The organism is Leucobacter holotrichiae (assembly GCF_055791005.1).
The window spans coordinates 184,063-202,227 of record NZ_JBVUAC010000005.1 but is presented as its reverse complement, the minus strand read 5'-3'; the positions used below and the strand labels follow the sequence as shown (position 1 = coordinate 202,227).

Genomic DNA, 18,165 nt, shown 5'->3' with positions numbered 1-18,165 from the left:
CGGGAGGGCCGTTTGTGGCCGCCGAACCCGCGCGTTCCGAGAGGAAGAACGATGGAATCGAACGTCGAAGAGACGAACTCTGCCCCCGCAGCTGAGGAGACCGCGCCCGTGCGGCGCCGCGCCTCGCGTCGCGTGAGCACCGCTGCGGGAACCGTCAGCGAGGCCGCCCCCGCGGAGACGCAGGCGGCGGGCGCCGCTGCTCCTGCGGAGGCCGCTGCTCCTGCGGAGGCTGGTGCTCCTGCCGAGGTCGCCGCTCCCGCTGCCGAGGCTCCTGCCGCTCCCGCTGCGGAGGCTCCTGCCGAGGCGCCGAAGAAGCGTGCTTCGCGCAGCCGGAAGAAGGTCGCAGAGGAGGCTCCCGCTGAGACGCCGGCCGCCGACGCGCCTGCGGAGCCTGCGGCAGCGAAGACCCCCGCGGAGCCGGATGCAGCGGACGCCGGAGAGGTTCCTGCCGAGGCGCCGAAGAAGCGTGCTTCGCGCAGCCGGAAGAAGGCCGCGGAAGAAGCTCCTGCCGAGGCGGCCGCTGAGGCGCCCGCTACCGATGCCGCGATCGCCTCCGAGGCCCCCGCGGGCGAGAGCGATAGCTCGGCCGCTGAGAACGCCGAGACTGCTGCGGCTCCCGCCAAACGCGGTCGTTCGCGCCGTGCGCAGGCCGCCGAGTCGAAGCCTCAGGCGGAGACCGAGGCGACGGAGGAGCAGCCCGCCGAGAAGAGCGCGGAGCAGGCTACCGGCGGCAAGGCGAAGGCCAAGGGACGCGGCAAGCAGTCCCAGAACGAAGCTCCCCAGAACGAGTCGGCCGAGGAACCCGCCAAGGAGGAGGCTGCCAAGGCGGACGCTGCAAAGTCCGACGCTGCGAAGTCCGACGCCGAGGGTGAGGGCAACGGCCGCGGCCGCGGCCGTCGCACCCGCGGGCAGAAGAACGAGAACGGCGAGGCGGCGGAGGCGGCCGAGCAGAACGATGACTCCAAGGGGCGCGGCCAGAGCCAGGGCGGCGACAAGAACGGTCAGGGCAAGGGCGAGAACGCGTCGCGCTCCACCCGCACCCGCCAGCGCGATCGCAAGCGCCGCGGCCAGAACGACGATCTCGAGCCCGAGATCACCGAGGACGACGTGCTGCTGCCCGTCGCGGGAATCCTCGACGTGCTCGATAACTACGCCTTCGTGCGCACGAGCGGTTACCTCCCGGGCACGAGCGATGTCTACGTCTCGCTCGGCCAGGTGAAGAAGTACGGCCTGCGCCGCGGTGACGCGGTCGTCGGCGCGATCCGTCAGCCCCGCGAGGGCGAGGGCGGCGGCCGCCAGAAGTACAACGCCATCGTGAAGGTCGACACCGTCAACGGACGCACCGTCGATGAGAACGAGAAGCGCGTCGACATCGCGGACCTCACCCCGGTGTTCCCCCAGGAGCGCCTGTCGCTCGAAACCACGCCGGATCGGCTGCTCGGGCGCGCCATCGACATCGCGGCGCCCATCGGCCTCGGCCAGCGCGGTCTGCTGGTGCTGCCGGCCTCCGCTCACGGTGTCGGAGTGCTCTCGGAACTCGCGCAGGCGATCAGCGCCAACCGGCCCGACGCTCACCTGATGGTCGTGCTCGCGAATGCGCAGCCCGAGGAGATCACCCACCTGCAGCGCACGATCTCGGGCGAGGTCGTCGCGGCGAGCTTCGATCGTCCCGCCGAGGATCAGGCCACCGTCGCCGAGCTCGCCATCGATCGCGCGAAGCGCCTCGTCGAGCTCGGGCACGACGTCGTGGTGCTCGTGGACTCCCTGAACCGCTTCGCGCGCGCTTACGCGCAGGCGCAGCACGCCTCGGCGCGCCCCGCCTTCGACGAGATCGACGAGTTCGCGCTCGGCCAGATCAAGCGTCTGCTCGCAGCGGCCCGCAACGTCGAGAACGGCGGCTCCCTCACCGTGCTCGCCACGGCGCAGACGAAGACCGGAGTCGACGCCGACAAGCTGCTGCTGCGCGAGGTGCGCGCCGTCGCCAACAGCGAGGTCCGTTTCGAGAAGAGCCTGCCCGGCACGGTCCCCGCAGTGGATCTCGAGGCCTCGCTCACCCGCAATGCCGAGGCGATGCTCGGCGCGGCCGAGGCCGCGGCACTCTCCGCGCTGCGGGAGCGCATCGCGTCCGATGACGACGCGGCCGACGAGATCGCTGCGCGCCTGCGCGCCACCGCCTCCAACGCCGCACTGCTCGCAGAGGTCCAGCGGAGCCGCGCCTGATGTTCGAACAGGTGGAGGCGCTGCTCTCCGAGCACGCCCGACTGCAGGAGGAGCTGGCCGATCCCGCGCTGCACGCCGATGCGGGTCGCGCCAAGCGCGTCAACCGGCGCTACGCTGAGCTCAGCAAGATCAAGGCCGCCTACGAACAGTGGCAGCAGCTCGGCGACGATCTGCAGGCCGCACGCGAGCTGGCGAAGGAGGACGACGCCTTCGCCGAGGAGATCCCGGGTCTCGAGGAGGGCCTCGCAGAGGCCCAGGAGAAGGTGCGCCGACTGCTGATCCCGCGCGACCCCGACGACGCCCGCGACGTGATCCTCGAGATCAAGGGCGGCGAGGGTGGTGCGGAGTCCGCGCTCTTCGGCGCCGATCTGCTGCGCATGTACATGCACTACGCGGAGTCGAAGGGGTGGAAGAGCGAGATCCTCGAGAAGGACGAGAGCGACCTCGGCGGGTACAAGAACGTGCAGGTCGCGATCAAGTCGAACGCGAGCGACCCCTCGCAGGGCGTGTGGGCGCACCTCAAGTACGAGGGCGGCGTGCACCGCGTGCAGCGCGTGCCGGTCACCGAGTCGCAGGGGCGCATCCACACCTCCACCACGGGCGTGCTCGTGTACCCCGAGGTCGACGAGCCCGAGGAGGTCGAGATCAACCAGAACGACCTCAAGATCGACGTGTACCGCTCATCGGGCCCCGGCGGGCAGTCGGTGAACACCACCGACTCCGCGGTGCGCATCACGCACCTGCCCACCGGCATCGTGGTCGCCATGCAGAACGAGAAGTCGCAGCTGCAGAACCGCGAAGCAGCCATGCGCGTGCTGCGCGCCCGCCTGCTCGCGAAGCAGGCTGAGGAGGCGGCGGCGGAGGCGTCGGCGCACCGATCCAGCCAGATCCGCACCATGGATCGCTCGGAGCGCATCCGCACGTACAACTTCCCCGAGAATCGCATCGCCGACCACCGCACGGGCTACAAGGCGTACAACCTCGATCACGTCATGAACGGCGCGCTCGATCCCGTGATCGAGTCGTGCATCCGCATGGACGAGGAAGACCGGCTGAAGCAGCTCGGGCAGTAGCAGCCAGGCAGTAGCAGCCGGTCCGGCAGCAGCGGCCTTCCAGCAGCAGCGGCGCTCCGTCGGTCGCGACGAGCGACGGGCGGGCTACGCTGAGAGCATGACATCCGCTATCGCGATCACTGCTCCCATCGTAGGCCCGCTCGTCACGCTGCGGGCGCCGCAGAGTTCCGACGAGGATCCGCTCCTCGCGATCCTGCGGGAACCCGAGGTGGCCGAGTGGTGGGTCGGCTACGCCCCCGAGCGCGTGCGCGAGGAGTTCATCGAGGCCGCCGCGACCCGCATCATCGAGGTCGGGGGAGTGTGCGCCGGCGCGATGTACGTGCTGCGCGGCGAGGATCCCGAGTACCCGACCACGGTCATGCACCTCTTCATCGGTACGCGCTTCCGCGGTCGGCGCATCGGCGAGGAGGTGCTCGCCCTGGCGATCCGCGAAGAGTTCGCGGCGGGGATCAGCCGTGTCACGCTCGATCCCAATGTGCACAACGAGGGCGCGATCCGCAGTTACGAGCGGCTCGGCTTCCGGCGCGTCGGGGTGATGCGCGACTACCAGGTGCGGCCCGGCGGGCACCTCGAAGACGGGCTCCTCCTCGACCTCACCCGCAGCGACTTCCCGGACGGACCGCCGCTGCCTCCGCGCGGCTGACCGGCGCCAGCGAAACGATCACCCGGCAAGCCGGGTGATCGCACAACTCTCGGAGGGTAGCGTCGAGGGTCGTGAGCGATCCTTTCGAGCAGGTGCCCGTGCTGCCCGTCGTCATTCCTCTGGGGGCGGTGATCTTCGGACTGCTGGTGCGGCGTCTCGTGGTGAAGCGCCGTTTCACCGTCCCGCGTGCCGCGGTGGCGGCGGCGCTCGGAGTGTATGCGGCGGGGATCGCGGCGAACACCGTGTTCCCGATCTACGTCCACGTCATCCCCGGTACGCAGCCGTGGACGGCCGGCGTCGTGTTCGTCCCGTTCGTCAACTACGAGCTCGAGGATGCAGTGACCAATGTGCTGGTGTTCGTGCCGCTCGGGATCCTCTTCGCGCTGATGTTCGCGAAGCCGTCCTGGTGGAGGGTGCTGATCGCGGTCACGGCCACGAGCCTCGGCATCGAGATGACGCAGTTCGCGGTGCAGGAACTCTTCGGTGGAGGGCACATCGCCGATACCAGCGATCTCCTCTCAAACGTGGTGGGAGGCCTGCTCGGCTACCTGCTGTTCGCGACCCTGACCCGCATGCCGTGGTTCGCGCGCTTCGCCGAGCGTTTCCGCTGGGCGCCCGCCGAAACGGCCGACGCACGCGCGCGGTCGGACGTCGCGTCGGCCAGGTACCGAGCACCACGGGAAGAGTAGAGTTGAGCCTATGCGCACGGCACGGCCACTTCTCCCATGGGTGGTGTGGGGCGTGGCCGCGTTGGCCTACGCCGTCGCGATCATCAACCGCTCCTCGCTCGCGGCGCTCGGCCCCGCCGCCCAGCACCACTTCGACATCGACGCGACCACGCTGTCGGCGTTCCCGGTGATCCAGCTCATCGTCTACGCCGGTCTGCAGATCCCGGTCGGCACGCTGCTCGACCGCTTCGGTGCGACGGCGATGATCCTCAGCGGCGGCCTGCTCATGGTCGTGGGGCAGAGCATCATGGCGACCGTCTCGGATGTGTGGCTCGCGATCCTCGCCCGCGTGTTCGTGGGCGCGGGCGACGCCTGCACCTTCATCAGTGTGATGCGCCTGCTGCCGGAGTGGTTCTCGGTGCGGCAGCTACCCGTCGTGAGCCAGCTGACGGGCCTCATCGGTCAGGCGGGTCAACTGGTGTCGGTGACCCCGCTCGCGCTCGTCGTTGCGGGATTCGGGTGGACGACGGGGTTCCTGGGCGTGGCCGCGGTCGGCCTGCTCGTCATGATCCTCGGCTGCTTCGTGCTGCGGAACGCGCCGGGGGAGGGCACGCCGGTCGAGCGGCTCACCGGGCGTATCGGTCGACTGAGTCGCGAAGCGCGCTCGCTGGGTGCGGGTGAGGCGACCGGTGCGTTCGCGATGCCGCCGCCGGAGACCGGGATGCTTCCCGTCATCACCGCGACGCGGGTGCCGGGTCTGGGGTTCTGGCGCAAGCTGCGTCGCCTGCTCGCGCTGCCGGGGGTGCGGCTCGCGTTCTGGGTGCACTTCTCGTCTCCGTTCGCCCTGAACGCGTTCATCCTGCTGTGGGGCACGCCGTTCCTCACGGGAGGCGCGGGCCTCGACGGGGCGACCGCGAGCGGCCTGCTCAACATCGTCGTGCTCGCCTCGATGACGGCCGGCCTGCTGCTCGGCCCGCTGAGTTCGCGCTTCGTCGAGCGCCGCGTCTACATGAACGTCGGCATCACCGCGGCCATCATGGCGGTCTGGGGCACCGTGCTGCTGTGGCCGGGGCCGCCGCCGATGTGGCTGCTGGTCGCGCTGATGATCGTGATGCCGTTCGGCGGCCCGGCATCGATGATCGCCTTCGAGGTCGCCCGCTCGCACACGCCCCGCAGCTTCGCGGGCTTCGGCACCGGCCTCGTGAATATGGGCGGATTCATCGCCTCGCTGTTCGTGATCCTGCTCATCGGCTTCGTGCTCGATCTGCAGGGCGCAGGATCGCCCGACCACTACTCCCTGGGAGCCTTCAAGGTGGCGTTCGCCGTGCAGATCCCGTTCTGGGTGGGTGGGATCGCCATGATCTTCATCGAGCAGCGCCGCACCAAGCGGTGGATGGAGGAGCACGGGCGCCGACTGCGCTGAACGGTCCGGCGCCGATGCCGAACCGGGCTCAGATCACGTAGAAGTCCGCGAGATCCGGGGTCTCGGCGACGGGGGCGCCGCGCCGCGGGCGCCCCTGGGCCGGGATGCCCGTGAGCGTGGTCCACGGCGGCGCGGAGCGCACGACGACGGCGTTCGACCCCACCGCGCTGTCGTGGCCGAGCTCGATATCGCCGAGCACCTTCGCCCCGGCGCCGATGACCACGCGGTCGCCGATGGTGGGGTGCCGCTTGCCGCGGCTGTGCCCGGTGCCGCCGAGGGTGACGCCGTGGTAGATGAGCACGTCGTCGCCCACGACCGCGGTCTCCCCGATCACGACGCCCATGCCGTGGTCGATGAAGAGGCGTCGGCCGATCGTCGCGCCGGGGTGGATCTCGATCCCGGTGAAGAAGCGCGCGAGTTGGGACAGAGCGCGGGGGAGGAATCGCATACCCCGGAGCCACATCGCGTGCGAGGCGCGGTGCCACCAGACGGCATGCAGACCGGAGTAGATGAGGAGCACCGAGATGCCGCTGCGGGCGGCGGGGTCGCCGGCCTTGGCGGCTCGGATGTCCTCGCGGATGCGGCCGAAGAAGCTCACTGGCGTCCCTCCTGGTCGGGCTGGTCGGCTGCTGGGATACAACACCGGGCCCGCGCGGTTGATTCCCGCGCGGGCCCGGACTGATGGAGATCAGACGTTCAGATCCTCGTAGAGCACGGTCGAGAAGTAGCGCTCGCCGAAGTCGGGCACCACGACCACGATCTTCTTGCCGGCGTTCTCCGGGCGCTTCGCGACCTCGGTCGCCGCCCACACCGCCGCGCCGCCCGAGATGCCCGCGAGGATGCCCTCATCGGTGCCGAGCGCGCGGGCCTTCGCGATCGAGTCGGCGAGGCTGACGTCGATCACCTCGTCGTAGACCTCGCGGTCGAGGATGTCGGGTACGAAGTTCGCTCCGAGGCCCTGGATCTTGTGGGGGCCTGCCTTGCCCTCGGTGAGCAGCGGAGAGTCGATCGGCTCGACCGCGATGACCTTGACCTCGGGGTTCTGCTCCTTGAGGTAGCCGCCGGCGCCGGTGATCGTGCCGCCGGTGCCGATGCCGGAGACGAGGATGTCGACCTGGCCGTCGGTGTCGTTCCAGATCTCGGGGCCGGTGGTCGTGCGGTGGATCGCGGGGTTCGCGGGGTTCGCGAACTGCTGGGCGAGCACGGCGCCCGGCGTCGAGGCGGCGATCTCCTCGGCCTTCGCGACGGCGCCCTTCATGCCGAGGGGCCCCTCGGTGAGCACGATCTCGGCACCGTAGGCGGCGAGCAGCTTGCGGCGCTCGATGCTCATGGTCTCAGGCATGGTCAGGATCACGCGGTAGCCGCGCGCCGCGCCCACGAAGGCGAGTGCGATGCCGGTGTTGCCGCTCGTGCCCTCGACGATGGTGCCGCCGGGCTGCAGGGCGCCGGACTCCTCGGCCGCGTCGATGATCGCGATGCCGATCCGATCCTTGACGCTGCCGGCGGGGTTGTAGAACTCGAGCTTGGCGTAGACCTCGGCCTCGGCGCCGTCGGTGACGCGGTTGAGGCGCACGAGGGGGGTGTTGCCGAAGGCTTGAGTGATGTTGTCGTAGGTGCGTGCCATGAGTGTGATCTCCTCCAGAGAGTCGGGGGACGAAGCCACCCAAAACTATAGCGTGCAGTTATCCGAGGGTGTGCAAGGCGTTATGGATGCGTCGCTCTGTTACGGCGACGGTTAGGGTTGGGGAGTGAGTGAGGCGAGGAACGAGCCGCGGGGGATCCGCGGGGTGCTGGACGAACTGCGGGAGCGATTCGCGGCGGCGGGGATCGAGGATCCGGCGACCGATGCTGAGCTGCTCGTCGGGCACGTGCTCGGGGTGTCGCGAGGGCGGGTGCAGGCGCTTGCCGTGATGGGGCGGGACCTCGCTCCGGATGAACTCGCCGCGCTGACCGAGCTCGCCGGGGAGCGCGCCCGCCGCGTGCCGCTGCAGCACCTCACCGGACGGGCACCCTTCCGAGGCATCGAGCTCTCGGTGGGGCCCGGGGTGTTCGTGCCGCGCCCCGAGACCGAGACGGTGGCGCAGTTCGCCATCGACGAACTGCGGCGGCTGCCTGATCCCGAGCCCTTGGCCGTCGACCTCTGCACCGGCAGCGGAGCGCTCGCGCTCGCGCTGGCGCACGAAGTGAGCGAGGCGCGGGTCTGGGCGGTCGAGAAGAGCGCTGAGGCGCTGGCCTGGGCGGACCGCAATGTGCGCGAGTGGGGCGAGGATCGCGTCGAGCTGTTGCGCGGCGACGTCACCGAGCTCGATCCGATCCTCCCCGAGTCATGCGAGGGTGACCAGGATTCGCCCGACGGGATCGAACCGGGCGGATCCGAGCTCCGCCGCATCTTCGAACCCCTGGCCGGCCGGGTCGCCGTGCTCGTCTCCAATCCGCCGTACGTGCCGCAAGACATGGTGCTCCGGGATCCCGAGGTTCGCGATCACGACCCGGGGCTCGCCCTCTACAGCGGTGCGGACGGCCTCGACCTGATCCGCGTGATCAGCAGGATCGGCCGAGACCTTCTGCGCCCGGACGGCCTGCTCGTGCTGGAGCACGCCGAGACGCAGGGGGCGGCGATCCGGCAGCTGCTGACAGCCGACGGCTGGCGCGAGGCCGTCACCCGCCCCGACCTCACGGGCCGGGATCGCGCGACGCTGGCCCGTCGCTGAGGGGGCGGGGCTCCGCCCCCTCAGCCTGTGCTGCGTCTGAACTCGTCGAAGGGGCGAAACCGCCGGGAACGCGTGCCGAGATACGACTTTCGCACGTCTGATCGCGATCAGGCATGCGAGATCCGTATCTCGGAGGGACTGTTCGGAACTCGATACATCTGAGCAGTTGGCGCCCCCTCGCGGAGTGGGGACGCAGGCACGCAGTGCCCGGGCGCCCTGGCGCCCTGGCACACTGGCGCCCAGGCTCCGGTGGGGCTCCCGGAGTAAGATGGTCCGTTATGGCCGAGGTGTTCGATTGTTCCGATAGCTCCCAACTGCTGACCGGCACCCGCACGGCGCGGCGCGCGCTCGGCAGCGGGCAGCTCGTCGTGCTGCCGACCGATACCGTCTACGGCGTCGCCGCCGACGCGTTCACGCCGGAGGCCGTGCAGCGGCTGCTCGATGCGAAGGGTCGCGGCAGGCAGTCGCCCCCGCCCGTGCTGATCCCGAACACGAGCACGCTCTCCGCCCTCGCTGCGGAGGTCACGGCGCCGCTCACGGCCCTCGCAGAGGCCTTCTGGCCCGGCCCGCTCACGATCATCACGCAGGCCAACCCCTCGCTGAGCTGGGATCTCGGCGAGACGGGGGGCACGGTCGCGCTGCGGATTCCGGATCAGCCGCTCGCTCTCGAGCTGCTGCAGGAGACGGGCCCGCTGGCGGTCTCATCGGCGAACCTCACCGGCCAGCCCGCGGCCCGCACCGCCGCGGCCGCGCACGAGATGCTCGGCGACTCGGTGGAGGTCTACCTGGAGGCCGGCGAGACGCCCGGCGACGGAGTGGCGTCGACGATCATCGACGCCACCGGTCTCACGGAGGAGGGCGGGCAGCTGCGCATCCTGAGAGAGGGCGGGGTGAGTCGAGAGGCGCTCGCCGAGGTGCTGCCGCAGGCGACCTTCGCCGACTGAGCCGGGGATCGAAATGGCGCCCTACCTCGTAGTCGCCGCCGTCGCCGTGCTCGTGACGGCGGCGGCGTCGTACGCGGTGCTGCGGCTGAGCAGGCGCTACCGGCTCGCCCCCGAGGTGCGCGAGCGCGACGTGCATCGCACGCCGACACCCCGTCTCGGTGGCATCGCGATGTTCATCGGGATCCTCGCCTCCTTCGCGGTGGCGGGCGCGCAGCCCGAGTTCTCGGGGCTGTTCACCCGTGGTCCGGAGATGTGGGCCCTCCTGGGCGCGTGCGCGCTGATCGCCGCCGTCGGGATCCTCGACGATCTGCTCGACCTCGACTGGATGGTGAAGCTCGCGGCGCAGCTCGCCGCGGCCGGACTGCTCGCGTGGAACGGGGTGCAGATCGTCTCGCTGCCCTTCGGCGACACCCTGGTGGTGGGTTCGCCCGCGGCCAACTTCGTGATCACGGTGTTCCTGATCACGCTGGTGATGAACGCCGTCAACTTCGTGGACGGCCTCGACGGGCTCGTGGCGGGCGTCGCCATCATCGCCAACTCGCTCTTCTTCATCTACACGCGTCTGCTGAACGAGCAGAGCGGCCGTGTCGACTCCGTGGTCTTCGCGAGTTTCATCGGTATCGTGGTGGTCGGGATCTGCGTCGGCTTCCTGCCGTTCAACTGGCATCGCGCACGCATGTTCATGGGCGACACGGGGGCCCTGCTCGTCGGACTGCTCATGGCGACCTCGACCGTGTCGGTGACGGGACAGATCAACCCGGCGGCGCTCGATCAGAAGCTCGTGCTGGCGAGCTACATCCCGATCATCCTCCCCATCGCGGTGCTGGCCCTGCCGCTCGCCGATTTCTCGCTGGCGGTCGTGCGGCGCCTGAAGGCGGGCAAGAGCCCGTTCACCGCGGATCGGCAGCACCTGCACCACCGGCTGCTCGACATGGGGCACTCGCCGCTGCAGGCGGTGTTCATCTTCTACCTCGGCACCGCGGTGCTGTCGGTCGCCGTGCTGCTGGTGTTCACGCTGCAGAGCTGGGTACTGCCGGTCGTGGTGCTCGTGGTGGGCGGGATCGCCTGCGTGCTGCTGCTGCTCTTCCCCGCGGTGCGGGTGCGCGCACGATTCGCACAGCGCGACTTGATAGCGTTGCCGAGGCGGGGAACACCCGTCGACGCCCCGAGCACCGAGCGCACGGCCGGGGCGGAACCGGATGAGAGGATCCTCGAGTGAGCGACGCAACCCAGCCCGAGCCGCAGGAGACGCCCGACCAGGGCCCCCGGCCCATGCCGGCATCGCAGCCGGTTCTGCTGCGGGCGCTGCGGTGGGGGATCATCGCGACGATCGTGCTCATGGCGGTCTTCGCGGGTATCGGCTGGCTGGTCTCCGGGGGAGAAGGCGTCGTCGGCGGGCTCATCGGCACCGCGATGGGCGGGTTCTTCCTGTTGCTGACGATCGGCAGCATCGCCTTCGCCAATCGGTTCGTCGAGAGCCCCGTGTACATCGGAGTTTTCTTCGGGATCGTGCTGGGCTGCTGGCTGCTGAAGTTCATCGCGTTCATCGTTTCCGTGCTGCTGCTGCGCGGTCAGCCCTGGCTGGATACGAACATCCTCTTCTTCGGGCTGATCGCCAGCGTGCTGGCATCGCTCGTGCTGGACGTGATCGTGGTGACCCGATCCCGCATCCCGATCATCTCCGGATCGGTGTGAGGCTGCGGCGGTCGTAGAGCTGCCCGTTCGGTTTCACCTGAGTCGAAAACCTTGCTAGGATTGAAGAGTTCCCAGCCTGGACGCGCTATGCGTATGCCTGCGGGCCCTGGGGGCACGACCATCGTTCGCCGCTGTGCAGTTTCGATCTGCACCCCGAATCAGGAGAATGGCGCTGTTCGCTAACGCTGTGCAACTCGTGGCCCCTACTGTCTTTACCGCGGAAGAGGGTGAATTCCATCCGCCGTCGATCGCGGAGTTCTTCCCCGACGCCGTGCTCTTCGAGGGCACCCCCTTCGAGATGAACCGCATCATGATCATCCGTGTGATCATGGCGCTCCTCGTGCTGCTGCTCTTCTGGCTGGGCACGCGCAAGATGCGCGTGATCCCGACCCGCGGTCAGTCGCTCACCGAGATGGCGCTCGACTTCGTGCGCGTCAACATCGCCGAGGATCTGCTCGGCAAGGTCGACGGCCGTCGCTTCCTGCCGATCCTGTGCGCGATGTTCTTCATGATCCTGGCGTTCAACGTCACCGGCATCGTGCCGGGCCTCAACGTCGCCGGCACCGCCGTGATCGGCACGCCGCTCGTGCTCGCCGTCGTCTCCTACGTGACCTTCATCTACGCGGGCATCAAGAAGAGCCCGAAGAACTTCTTCAAGAACTCGCTCTTCCCCGCGGGCGTACCCAAGCCGATCTACATCATCGTCACGCCCATCGAGTTCATCTCGACCTTCGTGATCCGCCCCGTCACGCTCACGCTGCGTCTGCTGATGAACATGATGGTCGGCCACATGCTGCTCGTGCTCTTCTTCGCGGCGACCAACTTCTTCATCCTCTACGCCGGCGGGTTCTTCCCGGTGCTCGGCGTCTTCACCTTCGGCTTCGGCTTCGCGTTCACGCTCTTCGAGATCCTCGTCGCCGTGCTGCAGGCCTACGTCTTCACGCTTCTCACCGCTGTCTACATCCAGCTCGCGCTGGCTGAAGAGCACTAAACCAACCCGGGTTCGGCAACCGCCGTACTCAACACACGGAAGGAAACACATACTGTGTCTGTTCTCGCTCAAGTTTCGGGTAGCATCGCCACCGTCGGTTACGGTCTCGCCGCCATCGGCCCCGCCATCGGCGTGGGCATCGTCGTCGGCAAGACGATCGAGGGCGTCGCTCGCCAGCCCGAGCTCGCCGGCCGTCTGCAGGTGCTGATGTGGATCGGTATCGCGTTCACCGAGGCTCTCGCGTTCGTGGGCATCGGCACCGCCTACATGTTCGGCTACTAAGAAACGTTCTTCTACAACACGTTTCGTAACTGACATGAGAGGAGGCAGCGATGATCAACACAATCGTTGTTGCTGCTGAGACCGCGGACCACAACCCGCTGCTCCCCGCGACGTACGACATCGTATGGTCGGCAGTCATCTTCGTCATCCTGCTCATCGCATTCTGGAAGGTCTTCCTTCCCAAGATGCAGGCGATGCTCGATGCTCGCGCAGAGGCCATCGAGGGCAACATCGCCAAGGCCGATGAGGCCCAGGCGAAGGCGGAGGCGGCGCTGCAGGAGTACACCGCGCAGCTCGCCAGCGCTCGCGAAGAGGCCGGTGTGATCCGCGAGGACGCCCGCGCCGATGGCGACAAGATCCGCGCCAAGGCCCGCGAAGAGGCCATCGCCGAGCAGGCCCGCATCGCGCAGGCGGCTCAGGCGCAGATCGAGGCGGAGCGCCAGAGCGCCGTCGTCTCGCTGCGCAAGGACGTCGGCTCGCTGGCCCTCGGTCTCGCTTCCAGCGTGGTCGGTGAGAGCCTCGCCGACGACCAGAAGGCGTCGGCGCTCGTCGATCGCTTCCTCGCTGACCTCGAAGCATCCGAGAAGGCGGCGAACTGATGGGAAGCGCGTCACGCGAAGCACTGGCCCAGGCGCGCACCGCGCTGCGGGCGGGAATCGACCCGGCCACCGGCGGCGAACTGCTGCTGGCGGCGGATCGGATCGCCGAGAGCCCCGCACTCGCCTCGGCGCTCGGCGACGCCTCGGCGAGCGCCGAGGGCAAGGGGCAGATCGTCGCACGGCTCTTCGGCGGGCTGACCGCTGACGCGCGCTCCGTGCTCACCGCCGCCGTCCAGGCGCGCTGGTCGAACGTCGACGAGTTCGTCTCGGGCGTCGAGGAGCTCGGCCTCCGCGCCGAGGGCCTCGCCAACCCGGCGCTCTCCGACGAACTGCTCGCGGTCGCCGATCTGGTCGACCGCAACCACGAGCTGCAGCTCAGCCTGGGCAGCAAGCTCGTCGACCCGACGGGCAAGGTCGCGCTCGTGCAGCGCCTGCTCGCCGGCAAGACGTCGGCCTCCGCGGTCTCGGTCGTCAGCCACCTCGTCGCGAACCCGCGCGGCCGCAGGCTCGACGCCTCGCTCCGCAGCGCCGCTCGTATCGCCGCCGACCAGAACGGCAGCGATCTCGCGACCGTCACGGTTGCGGCACCGCTCTCGGCTGCACAGCAGGAGCGGCTCGCTCGGGCACTCGAGCAGTCCGCCGGTCGTCCGGTGAAGATCACCACCGTCATCGATCCCGAGCTCATCGGCGGTGTGCGCATTCAGATCGCCGACGACGTGATCGACGGCAGCGTTCGCGCTCGCCTCGACGACCTTCGACAGCAGCTCGCAGCATAGGGCACAACTTTTCACCCCGGGGGCGGCGCTTCCGGATCAGACAGAGGAAACGAAATGGCAGAACTCTCAATCAGCCCGGACGAGATCCGCGACGCGCTGAATGACTTCGCAGCGTCGTACGAGCCGGCCCAGGCGGAGAAGACCGAGGTCGGCACGGTGGTCGACGCCGCAGACGGCATCGCCCACGTCGAGGGCCTCCCCGGCGTAATGGCGAACGAACTGGTGCGCTTCGCAGACGGCACCCTGGGCCTCGCCCAGAACCTCGAGGAGAACGAGATCGGTGTCGTCGTGCTCGGCGAGTTCACCGGCATCGAAGAGGGCCAGCAGGTCACCCGCACCGGCGAGGTGCTCTCGGTGCCCGTGGGCGAGGGCTACCTCGGCCGCGTGGTCGACCCCCTCGGCAACCCGATCGACGGCCTCGGCGAGATCTCCGGCATCGAGGGCCGCCGCGCGCTCGAGCTGCAGGCTCCCGGCGTCATGGCTCGCAAGTCGGTGCACGAGCCGCTGCAGACGGGCATCAAGGCGATCGACGCCATGATCCCGGTCGGTCGCGGCCAGCGCCAGCTCATCATCGGCGACCGCCAGACCGGCAAGACCGCGATCGCGATCGACACCATCATCAACCAGAAGGCCAACTGGGAGTCGGGCGACGTCACCAAGCAGGTGCGCTGCATCTACGTCGCGATCGGCCAGAAGGGCTCGACCATCGCCTCGGTGAAGGGCGCGCTGGAGGACGCGGGTGCGATGGAGTACACCACCATCGTCGCCTCGCCCGCCTCCGATCCCGCGGGCTTCAAGTACCTGGCTCCCTACACCGGCTCCGCCATCGGCCAGCACTGGATGTACGACGGCAAGCACGTGCTCATCATCTTCGACGATCTCTCGAAGCAGGCCGAGGCCTACCGCGCCGTGTCGCTGCTGCTGCGCCGCCCGCCGGGGCGCGAGGCCTACCCGGGTGACGTCTTCTACCTGCACTCCCGCCTGCTCGAGCGCTGCGCGAAGCTCTCGGACGAGCTGGGCGCGGGATCGATGACCGGTCTGCCGATCATCGAGACGAAGGCCAACGACGTTTCGGCCTACATCCCGACCAACGTGATCTCGATCACCGACGGCCAGATCTTCCTCCAGTCCGACCTCTTCAACGCGAACCAGCGCCCCGCGGTCGATGTGGGCATCTCGGTGTCGCGAGTCGGCGGCGACGCGCAGGTGAAGTCGATCAAGAAGGTCTCCGGCACCCTCAAGCTCGAGCTCGCCCAGTACCGCGCGCTCGAGGCGTTCGCGATGTTCGCATCCGATCTCGACGCTGCCAGCCGCCGTCAGCTCGAGCGAGGCGCCCGCCTCACCGAGCTGCTCAAGCAGCCGCAGTACACCCCGTACCCGGTCGAGGAGCAGACCGTGTCGATCTGGGCCGGTACCAACGGGTTCCTCGACGAGGTCCCGGTCGAGGACATCCTGCGCTTCGAGCGCGAGTTCCTCGACTACCTCGGCCGCAACTCCGAGGCGCTGAACACGCTCCGCGCGACCAACGTGCTCGACGACGACACCGTCGCCGAGATCACCGCGCAGATCGAGAAGTTCAAGAGCGAGTTCCGCACCTCGTCCGGGAAGAGCCTGAACGAGCAGTTCGACGCGCTCGACGAGGCAGAGATCAAGCAGGAGCAGCTGGTCGTCAAGAAGTAGCGACGGATCCAGGCGGGGGCGCAAGCCCCCGCCGATCCCGAACTATCTCGACCAGCCAGCCCCGACCAGTACAGGAGAGACATGGGAGCGCAACTTCGGGTCTACCGGCAGAAGATTCGTTCTGCCCAGACGACCAAGAAGATCACCCGTGCGATGGAGCTGATCGCAGCCTCTCGCATTCAGAAGGCGAAGGCCCGCGTCGAGGCGTCGACGCCGTACGCCACCGCGATCACCCGGGCGGTGTCCGCCGTCGCCACGCACTCGAACACCGCCCACCCGCTGCTCGTCGAGGCCGACAAGGTCGAGCGCGCCGCAGTGGTGATCTTCACCTCTGACCGCGGTCTCGCGGGCGCCTTCAACTCGCAGGTGCTGCGCGAGGCGGAGGAGCTCACCGAGCTGCTCCACGACGAGGGCAAGGAAGTCGTGTACTACCTGATCGGCCGCAAGGCCCAGGGGTACTTCTCCTTCCGTCGTCGCCCGTCGGAGCGCGTGTGGACCGGCGACACCGAGAACCCCGCCTTCGAGACGGCGAAGGAGGTCGCGGAGTCTCTGCTCGAGATCTTCGCCCGCCCGGCCGAAGAGGGCGGCGCGCAGGAGATCCACCTCGTCTACAACCGGCTCATCAGCATGGTGAGCCAGGTCCCCGAGGTGCACCGCCTGCTCCCGCTGCAGGTCGTCGAGGGTGTCGCAGAGGCGACCGACGCACCCGAAGCGCTGTACGAGTTCGAGCCCGATGCAGACACGGTGCTCGACCAGCTGCTGCCGGCCTACATCGAGTCGCGCATCTTCAACGCCATGCTGGAATCGGCCGCCGCCAAGCACGCGGCCACGCAGAAGGCGATGAAGTCGGCGAGCGACAACGCCGACGCGCTGATCCGCGATTACACGCGCCTCGCGAACAACGCTCGCCAGGCCGAGATCACCCAGCAGATTTCCGAGATCGTAGGCGGCGCCGACGCGCTGTCGAGCTAGAAAGCACGAAGAGAGAGAAACATGACCGAAACCGCCGCAGTGGCGACTGAGGCCGCAACGAAGGTCGTCGGGCGGATCGCTCGAGTGACCGGCCCCGTCGTCGATATCGAGTTCCCGCACGACGCGATCCCCGCCGTCTACAACGCTCTCGAGACCACCGTGAACATGGGCGAGGGCGCCGAGCCCTTCAAGCTCGTGCTCGAGGTCGCTCAGCACCTCGGTGACAACCTCGTCCGCGCCATCGCACTGAAGCCGACCGACGGCCTCGTGCGCGGCCAGGAGGTTGTCGACACCGGTGACTCGATCACCGTGCCCGTCGGCGACGTCACCAAGGGCAAGGTGTTCGACGTCACCGGCAACGTGCTCAACCTCCCCGAGGGCGAGACCATCGAGGTGAACGAGCGCTGGAGCATTCACCGCACGCCGCCCGCCTTCGATCAGCTCGAGTCGAAGACTCAGCTCTTCGAGACCGGCATCAAGTCGATCGACCTCCTCACCCCCTACGTGCAGGGCGGCAAGATCGGCCTGTTCGGCGGCGCCGGCGTCGGCAAGACCGTTCTGATCCAGGAGATGATCCAGCGCGTGGCGCAGGATCACGGCGGCGTCTCCGTGTTCGCCGGTGTGGGCGAGCGCACCCGTGAGGGCAACGACCTCATCCACGAGATGGACGAGGCGGGCGTCTTCGACAAGACCGCCCTCGTGTTCGGCCAGATGGACGAGCCCCCGGGGACCCGTCTCCGTGTCGCCCTGTCGGCGCTGACCATGGCGGAGTACTTCCGCGATGTGCAGAAGCAGGACGTGCTGCTCTTCATCGACAACATCTTCCGCTTCACGCAGGCGGGCTCCGAGGTCTCGACGCTGCTCGGCCGCATGCCTTCCGCGGTGGGCTACCAGCCGAACCTCGCGGACGAGATGGGCATCCTCCAGGAGCGCATCACCTCGACCCGAGGCCACTCGATCACCTCGCTGCAGGCCATCTACGTGCCCGCGGACGACTACACCGACCCGGCCCCGGCGACGACCTTCGCGCACCTCGACGCGACCACCGAGCTCTCGCGCGAGATCGCCTCGAAGGGTCTGTACCCCGCGATCGACCCGCTGACCTCGACCAGCCGCATCATGGACCCCCGCTACTTGGGCGAGGACCACTACCGGGTGGCCACCACGGTCAAGGCGATCCTGCAGAAGAACAAGGAGCTGCAGGAGATCATCGCGATCCTCGGTGTCGACGAGCTCTCCGAAGAGGACAAGATCACCGTGGCGCGCGCACGTCGCATCCAGCAGTTCCTCTCGCAGAACACCTACATGGCGAAGAAGTTCACCGGTGTCGAGGGCTCCACGGTGCCGCTCACCGAGACGATCGAGTCCTTCGACGCGATCTGCAAGGGCGAGTTCGACCACGTCGCGGAGCAGGCCTTCTTCAACGTGGGCGGTATCTCCGACGTCGAGGAGAACTGGGCCAAGATGCAGAAGGAACTGGCCTAAGCC

Annotated in this window: 18 protein-coding genes; 16 read left to right on the top strand and 2 right to left on the bottom strand. The window is 68.6% G+C overall.

The window, feature by feature from the left end; genetic code table 11:
* The first annotated feature begins 51 nt into the window (after positions 1–51).
* From rho to AC0KXF_RS08660, 5 genes are all read left to right on the top strand, one after another.
* Positions 52–2,220 (top strand): transcription termination factor Rho, encoded by a 2,169-nt coding sequence (gene rho / locus AC0KXF_RS08680; protein ID WP_473108796.1) that lies wholly within the window; start codon positions 52–54, stop codon positions 2,218–2,220.
* On the top strand, positions 2,220–3,293 hold the full coding sequence (gene prfA, locus AC0KXF_RS08675; protein WP_223043407.1) for a peptide chain release factor 1: 1,074 nt from the start codon (positions 2,220–2,222) through the stop codon (positions 3,291–3,293). The genes rho and prfA overlap by 1 nt, the downstream gene beginning before the upstream one ends.
* Positions 3,294–3,390: 97 nt before the next feature.
* Positions 3,391–3,936: a GNAT family N-acetyltransferase gene (locus AC0KXF_RS08670; RefSeq protein WP_473108795.1), complete on the top strand. Its 546-nt coding sequence runs from the start codon at positions 3,391–3,393 to the stop codon at positions 3,934–3,936.
* Positions 3,937–4,007: 71 nt separating this feature from the next.
* Positions 4,008–4,625, top strand: a complete 618-nt coding sequence (locus AC0KXF_RS08665; protein WP_473108794.1) for a VanZ family protein — start codon at positions 4,008–4,010, stop codon at positions 4,623–4,625.
* A 10-nt stretch (positions 4,626–4,635) separates the two neighbouring features.
* Positions 4,636–6,027 carry an MFS transporter gene (locus tag AC0KXF_RS08660; RefSeq protein ID WP_473108793.1) on the top strand — a complete coding sequence of 464 codons (1,392 nt, stop codon included), beginning with the start codon at positions 4,636–4,638 and terminating at the stop codon, positions 6,025–6,027.
* Between the two features lie 28 nt (positions 6,028–6,055).
* Here AC0KXF_RS08660 and cysE read toward each other — a convergent pair whose 3' ends face one another.
* Positions 6,056–6,625, bottom strand: coding sequence for a serine O-acetyltransferase (gene cysE, locus AC0KXF_RS08655; protein ID WP_473108792.1), 570 nt, complete (start codon positions 6,623–6,625; stop codon positions 6,056–6,058).
* A gap of 90 nt (positions 6,626–6,715) precedes the next feature.
* Complete coding sequence (gene cysK, locus AC0KXF_RS08650) at positions 6,716–7,651, bottom strand: cysteine synthase A (RefSeq protein ID WP_473108791.1); 936 nt, start codon at positions 7,649–7,651, stop codon at positions 6,716–6,718.
* Positions 7,652–7,775: 124 nt separating this feature from the next.
* Here cysK and prmC point away from each other — a divergent pair, with 124 nt between their 5' ends.
* The 11 genes from prmC (at position 7,776) to atpD (ending at position 18,162) form a co-directional block, all read left to right on the top strand.
* The gene (gene prmC, locus AC0KXF_RS08645) at positions 7,776–8,738 is read left to right on the top strand and encodes a peptide chain release factor N(5)-glutamine methyltransferase (RefSeq protein ID WP_473108790.1); all 963 of its coding nucleotides are present in this window, start codon (positions 7,776–7,778) and stop codon (positions 8,736–8,738) included.
* A 278-nt stretch (positions 8,739–9,016) separates the two neighbouring features.
* Complete coding sequence (locus tag AC0KXF_RS08640; RefSeq protein ID WP_473108789.1) at positions 9,017–9,682, top strand: L-threonylcarbamoyladenylate synthase; 666 nt, start codon at positions 9,017–9,019, stop codon at positions 9,680–9,682.
* Between the two features lie 13 nt (positions 9,683–9,695).
* Positions 9,696–10,901 carry an MraY family glycosyltransferase gene (locus AC0KXF_RS08635; RefSeq protein WP_473108788.1) on the top strand — a complete coding sequence of 402 codons (1,206 nt, stop codon included), beginning with the start codon at positions 9,696–9,698 and terminating at the stop codon, positions 10,899–10,901.
* On the top strand, positions 10,898–11,377 hold the full coding sequence (locus AC0KXF_RS08630; protein ID WP_473108787.1) for a 3-oxoacyl-ACP reductase: 480 nt from the start codon (positions 10,898–10,900) through the stop codon (positions 11,375–11,377). Before AC0KXF_RS08635 ends, AC0KXF_RS08630 begins: the two co-directional genes overlap by 4 nt.
* A gap of 166 nt (positions 11,378–11,543) precedes the next feature.
* Positions 11,544–12,368, top strand: coding sequence for a F0F1 ATP synthase subunit A (atpB, locus tag AC0KXF_RS08625; protein ID WP_223043417.1), 825 nt, complete (start codon positions 11,544–11,546; stop codon positions 12,366–12,368).
* A 54-nt stretch (positions 12,369–12,422) separates the two neighbouring features.
* Positions 12,423–12,650 (top strand): ATP synthase F0 subunit C, encoded by a 228-nt coding sequence (gene atpE, locus AC0KXF_RS08620; protein WP_017883370.1) that lies wholly within the window; start codon positions 12,423–12,425, stop codon positions 12,648–12,650.
* A gap of 50 nt (positions 12,651–12,700) precedes the next feature.
* Positions 12,701–13,249, top strand: a complete 549-nt coding sequence (locus tag AC0KXF_RS08615; protein ID WP_223043418.1) for a F0F1 ATP synthase subunit B — start codon at positions 12,701–12,703, stop codon at positions 13,247–13,249.
* A complete protein-coding gene (locus AC0KXF_RS08610) occupies positions 13,249–14,025 on the top strand; it encodes a F0F1 ATP synthase subunit delta (protein ID WP_223043419.1) in 777 nt (258 codons plus the stop codon). The genes AC0KXF_RS08615 and AC0KXF_RS08610 overlap by 1 nt, the downstream gene beginning before the upstream one ends.
* Before the next feature lie 54 nt (positions 14,026–14,079).
* Positions 14,080–15,705 (top strand): F0F1 ATP synthase subunit alpha, encoded by a 1,626-nt coding sequence (atpA, locus tag AC0KXF_RS08605; protein WP_473108786.1) that lies wholly within the window; start codon positions 14,080–14,082, stop codon positions 15,703–15,705.
* Between the two features lie 81 nt (positions 15,706–15,786).
* Positions 15,787–16,677, top strand: coding sequence for a F0F1 ATP synthase subunit gamma (locus AC0KXF_RS08600; protein WP_473108785.1), 891 nt, complete (start codon positions 15,787–15,789; stop codon positions 16,675–16,677).
* A 21-nt stretch (positions 16,678–16,698) separates the two neighbouring features.
* The gene (atpD, locus tag AC0KXF_RS08595; protein WP_223043422.1) at positions 16,699–18,162 is read left to right on the top strand and encodes a F0F1 ATP synthase subunit beta; all 1,464 of its coding nucleotides are present in this window, start codon (positions 16,699–16,701) and stop codon (positions 18,160–18,162) included.
* Positions 18,163–18,165 lie beyond the last annotated feature (3 nt).